This window comes from Aeromonas finlandensis (assembly GCF_000764645.1).
Classification (GTDB): Bacteria; Pseudomonadota; Gammaproteobacteria; order Enterobacterales; family Aeromonadaceae; genus Aeromonas; species Aeromonas finlandensis.
The window spans coordinates 1-4,070 of sequence record NZ_JRGK01000108.1; the positions used below are offsets into that span (position 1 = coordinate 1).

A 4,070-nucleotide genomic window follows, 5' to 3' on the forward strand; every position below is an offset into this window, starting at 1 on the left:
GCCAGATAGTTGTTCAGACCGCGGCTACGCAGCTCGCAAGCCGGGCAAGTGCCACAACCGTCACCGGAAATGCCGTTGTAGCAGGTCAGGGTCTGCTGGCGCACCGTGTCGAGGTGACCATAGTGATCCGCCAGCGCCCAGGTCTCAGCCTTGTCGAGCCACATCAAGGGAGTGTCAAAACGGATGCCGCGACCCAACCCCAGGGAGATCGCCTGATTGAGCGCCTTGACGAACTCGTCACGACAATCGGGATAGCCGGAGAAATCGGTCTCGCACACGCCGGTGATCACCACTTCGGCACCAACCTGATAGGCATAAATGGCGGCCAGGGTCAGAAACAGGATATTGCGGCCCGGCACGAAGGTGTTGGGCAGGCCATTATCCTGCAACTCGCAGCTGACCGGAATGTCATCGCGGGTCAGAGCTGAGACCGCCAGCTCATTGAGCAGCGTCACATCCATCACCTTGTGGGCGGCAATCCCCAGCGCACTGCCCAGACGGCGCGCGGTATCGATCTCTTCCCGATGGCGCTGGCCATAGTCAAACGTGATGGCGTGCACTTCATCATACTGAGCCAATGCCTGCACCAGACAGGTGGTGCTGTCCTGCCCACCACTGAAAACCACGACTGCTTTTTTCATCTTGATAACTCCTTGAAATATCACGCGCGGCGGCCTTCGGCAAAGTCCTGCCACTGCGTATTCAACCGGTTGAACAGGGTAAGCAAGGGCGCATAGCGCTCCGGCATGCCCTCCCACCGGGACAACAGGTGATAGCCCGCCTCTATGGTAGAGAGGGCATCGGGAAACGGTTTCTTACGAATGGCATATTGACCGGCAATGGCGCCAATGCCGATGCGGGGCAAGCGGGCCAGTGCCGGGTTGCTCTGTAACATGCGATAGGCTTTGCGCCAGGTACCGTCGAGCAAAATAAACGTAACAGACGCCGCGTCAGAGGGGTCACTCTCCAACTGTTGGCGAAGATCTGTCAGCGAAATGGCATCCTCATCCGGCCAGAGTAGATAACAGCGATGGGAAGCCTCTGCGAGCAGCCCGCTCAGCCACTCATCACGGGAAAAATCCTCCCCCACATGGATCTCGCACTGCTGCAAAGAGGCCGCCAGCAGCGCAGCCGTGCCCTTGGGATGCGCCACCTCGTTGGGATGCTGCAAGATGTAGAGGGGCGTGTGATTGTCAACCGGCACAATATAATCGCACAGGCAGGCTTTGAGGGCTCGAGTGCAACGTGTACAGTATCGACTGTTCTTGTCGTTGGACTGTTTCATGTTGTCAGACAAATCTGGATTACTCTGGGTTATCACGCTCTCTATCACCAGCTTGCTACTCTTCTTTACCGTTCCCAATCTTCAGCTCTCCTTCGATCGGCACTTGATCGCCGAGGGCGAAGGGTGGCGGATCATAACAGGCAATCTGGCCCATACCAATCTGTGGCACCTGCTGCTCAATCTGAGCGGCCTCGCCATCCTCTATAACCTGTTTCGCGACTACCTGGGTCAGGCTCGCCTGCCGCTGCTGATGTTGCTGCTCTGGCTGGCGGTGGGCTTGGGGATCTGGTGGTGGTGCCCGCAGACCCAGTGGTACATGGGGCTATCCGGCTCGCTGCATGGCCTGTTTGTCTGGGGGGCGATGCAGGATATCCGCCACGGACGCCGTACGTCGGGCTGGCTGCTACTGGCGGGGATAGGGCTCAAGCTTGCTATGGACTTCTACAACGCAGGAGATAGCCCGATCTCAACCCTGATCAATGCTAGGGTACACATCGGCTCTCATCTTATCGGGGCAGGTGCAGGCCTGTTGCTTGGCCTGCACCCTGTATCACTGAAGTCTCACTGAATGAGCCAGTTACGCACCAGCCAGCTCGGCATTGATGCTGGCCAGCATGGCGGCCGGATCGGCAGCCTGCGTAATAGGGCGACCGATAACCAAATAATCGGAGCCCGCCTCGACCGCCGCTTTGGGTGTCATCACCCGGCGCTGATCGCCCGCCGCTGAACCGGTCGGGCGAATGCCCGGGGTCACCAGCTTGAAATCTGCGCCCAGCAAGGCTTTCAGCTCATGGGCCTCGTTGGCGGAGCAGACAACCCCATCCAGACCGGATGCCTTGGTCAAAGTCGCCAACCGGATCACCTGCTCGGCGGGGCTCACATCCAGACCGAGGGGGATCATGTCGGACTGCTCCATGCTGGTCAGCACGGTGACCCCGATCAGCAGCGGCGCCTTGTCGCCATAAGGCAGCAGAGCCTCTTTGGCGGCACGCATCATCCGCTCACCACCACTGGCATGCACGTTGACCATCCAGACACCGAGCTCGGCACTGGCTGCCACGGCTTTGGCTACGGTATTGGGAATATCGTGAAACTTCAGATCCAGAAAGACATCGAATCCCTTGGCCACCAGCTGGCGTACAAACTGCGGGCCAAACAGGGTAAACATCTCCTTGCCTACCTTGAGACGGCACTGGGCCGGAGAGATACGTTCAACGAACGCTAAGGCATCTGCCTCGTGCTGATAATCCAGCGCTACCAGTACTTTGGGATCTTGCATCTCACATCCTATTGCTTGTTATTCACCGTCCAGACCACGGATCGGCTTGATGGAACCCCACTGGCGACAAGACGGGCACTGCCAAAACAGCGAGTGAGTGGCAAAGCCGCACTGCCGACACTTGTGGGTTGACTTGATTTTGATCTGCTCGCCGACCAGCTGTTGCAGCAGTTCGAGGCTCTCCTTGGCAGGCCCCTCCTCCGCACTGGCCAGCTGAAAACCCACCAACTGGTAAAAGCCTTTCATCGACGGATGACGACGCAGCTGACGCAGCACCAGTGAACGGGCCTGGCTCAGGCCGTCACGCTCTTCAACCAGCTTGGCAAGGGCGAGGGTCACACTGACCCCGGCGTGATCTTCTACCGCCTTTTCAAGCAGCGGGATCAACGCAGGCGTGCGGCCCAACTGCTGATAGCACTCGAGCAATTTGGGCATCGCCTCGGACGCAAAATCGATATCCTGCTCGAACACCCGCAGCAACTCCTTGCTGGCCTGCTCATACTCCCCTTCCGCCATGGCAAGCTCAGCAAGATGCAAACTGGCCCGGGCACACGCCGGATTGATACTGAGCGCCCGTTTGAGCTTGGTCAGCCCTTCCCCTTTATTGCCCTCGCGCAGCGCAATCTCGGCTTGTTCGCAATAGAAATGGGAAATGGGGTCTGCCAGCTTCTTGCCCTGGTATTTTTGCAGACGAACCGCCACATCGATGGCCTTGTCCCAATCCCGCAGTTGCTGATGAATGATCAGCAACTGCGCCAGCGCCGTCTCTTCGAAATCGCTGTCGTCACACAGCTCATTCCAGAGCGCTTCGGCCCGATCCAGCAAACCGGCAGCCAAAAAGTCGCGAGCCAACTCCTGCAAGGCAAGCTGACGCTGCTCCCGGGTCAGTTGGCGGGTCACCAGGTTCTGGTGGATCTTGATGGCACGATCGACCTCCCCCCGTTGGCGAAACAGGTTGCCGAGAGAGAGGTGTGTTTCGATGGTTTCACTGTCCACCTCAAGCAGCTGGATAAAGAGATCCACCGCCTTGTCGGATTCATCGGACAGCAAATAGTTGAGGCCCGCCACATACTGGCGGGAAAACTGGTTACTCTGTTTCTGGGTGTCCTGGCGAACACTCCTGCGCCCCATGTACCAGCCATAACCGGCAGCGATGGGCAACAGCAGGAAAAGCAGTTCAAGCATTGAGGAACATTATTCCTTACCCGGTGACCGGGCCAGCTCCAACTCGCGGGATTGACGACGCATGGTGCGGTTGAGGGTGCGGTTTTGCATTTTCAGGCGCAGGAACAACAGGCCGAATACCAGCCAGCCCAGCAAAAAACCGCCAGCAAAGAAGAAACCCAACAACATGGCGAGTGAGAACTCACCTTGAGCGATCAGATAATTGAACTGAACCAGCTGACCATTTTGTGAGCCCAGCGCCAAGGTCAGAATAAAGACCAGCACCAGCGGAATGAGGGCCAAAATACGCTTCATAAGAGCTCCCTGTCAGTATCTAATGAG

General features: G+C 57.9%; 6 protein-coding genes. 1 reads left to right on the forward strand and 5 read right to left on the reverse strand.

Annotation, left to right across the window (positions count from 1 at the left end; all coding sequences use genetic code 11):
* Positions 1-641: 7-cyano-7-deazaguanine synthase QueC (queC, locus tag LD28_RS0110475; protein ID WP_033136912.1), on the reverse strand; the 641-nt coding region annotated here is incomplete at its 3' end.
* A 20-nt stretch (positions 642-661) separates the two neighbouring features.
* Entirely contained in the window at positions 662-1,285 is a 624-nt protein-coding gene (locus LD28_RS0110480) for a tRNA-uridine aminocarboxypropyltransferase (RefSeq protein ID WP_033136913.1), read from the reverse strand.
* Here LD28_RS0110480 and rrtA point away from each other — a divergent pair.
* On the forward strand, positions 1,284-1,853 hold the full coding sequence (gene rrtA / locus LD28_RS0110485; RefSeq protein ID WP_156120183.1) for a rhombosortase: 570 nt from the start codon (positions 1,284-1,286) through the stop codon (positions 1,851-1,853). The two genes, LD28_RS0110480 and rrtA, sit on opposite strands and share 2 nt — an antisense overlap.
* Before the next feature lie 9 nt (positions 1,854-1,862).
* On the opposite strand, the gene pyrF is transcribed toward rrtA, so the two are convergent.
* Genes pyrF through LD28_RS0110500 form a run of 3 tightly spaced genes read right to left on the reverse strand, consistent with a single transcriptional unit; the run spans position 1,863 to position 4,043 of the window.
* Positions 1,863-2,564, reverse strand: a complete 702-nt coding sequence (gene pyrF, locus LD28_RS0110490; protein WP_033136914.1) for an orotidine-5'-phosphate decarboxylase — start codon at positions 2,562-2,564, stop codon at positions 1,863-1,865.
* An 18-nt stretch (positions 2,565-2,582) separates the two neighbouring features.
* Positions 2,583-3,749: a lipopolysaccharide assembly protein LapB gene (lapB, locus tag LD28_RS0110495; RefSeq protein ID WP_033136915.1), complete on the reverse strand. Its 1,167-nt coding sequence runs from the start codon at positions 3,747-3,749 to the stop codon at positions 2,583-2,585.
* 9 nt (positions 3,750-3,758) lie between these two features.
* Positions 3,759-4,043 (reverse strand): LapA family protein, encoded by a 285-nt coding sequence (locus tag LD28_RS0110500; protein WP_033136916.1) that lies wholly within the window; start codon positions 4,041-4,043, stop codon positions 3,759-3,761.
* Between the last annotated feature and the right edge of the window lie 27 nt (positions 4,044-4,070).

What these genes read in the sequence shown, in the direction of transcription:
- rrtA (WP_156120183.1), top strand. Translation starts at nt 1,284, where the DNA reads ATGTTGTCAGACAAATCTGGATTACTCTGGGTTATCACGCTCTCTATC.
- LD28_RS0110480 (WP_033136913.1), bottom strand. Translation starts at nt 1,285, where the DNA reads ATGAAACAGTCCAACGACAAGAACAGTCGATACTGTACACGTTGCACT.
- pyrF (WP_033136914.1), bottom strand. Translation starts at nt 2,564, where the DNA reads ATGCAAGATCCCAAAGTACTGGTAGCGCTGGATTATCAGCACGAGGCA.
- lapB (WP_033136915.1), bottom strand. Translation starts at nt 3,749, where the DNA reads ATGCTTGAACTGCTTTTCCTGCTGTTGCCCATCGCTGCCGGTTATGGC.
- LD28_RS0110500 (WP_033136916.1), bottom strand. Translation starts at nt 4,043, where the DNA reads ATGAAGCGTATTTTGGCCCTCATTCCGCTGGTGCTGGTCTTTATTCTG.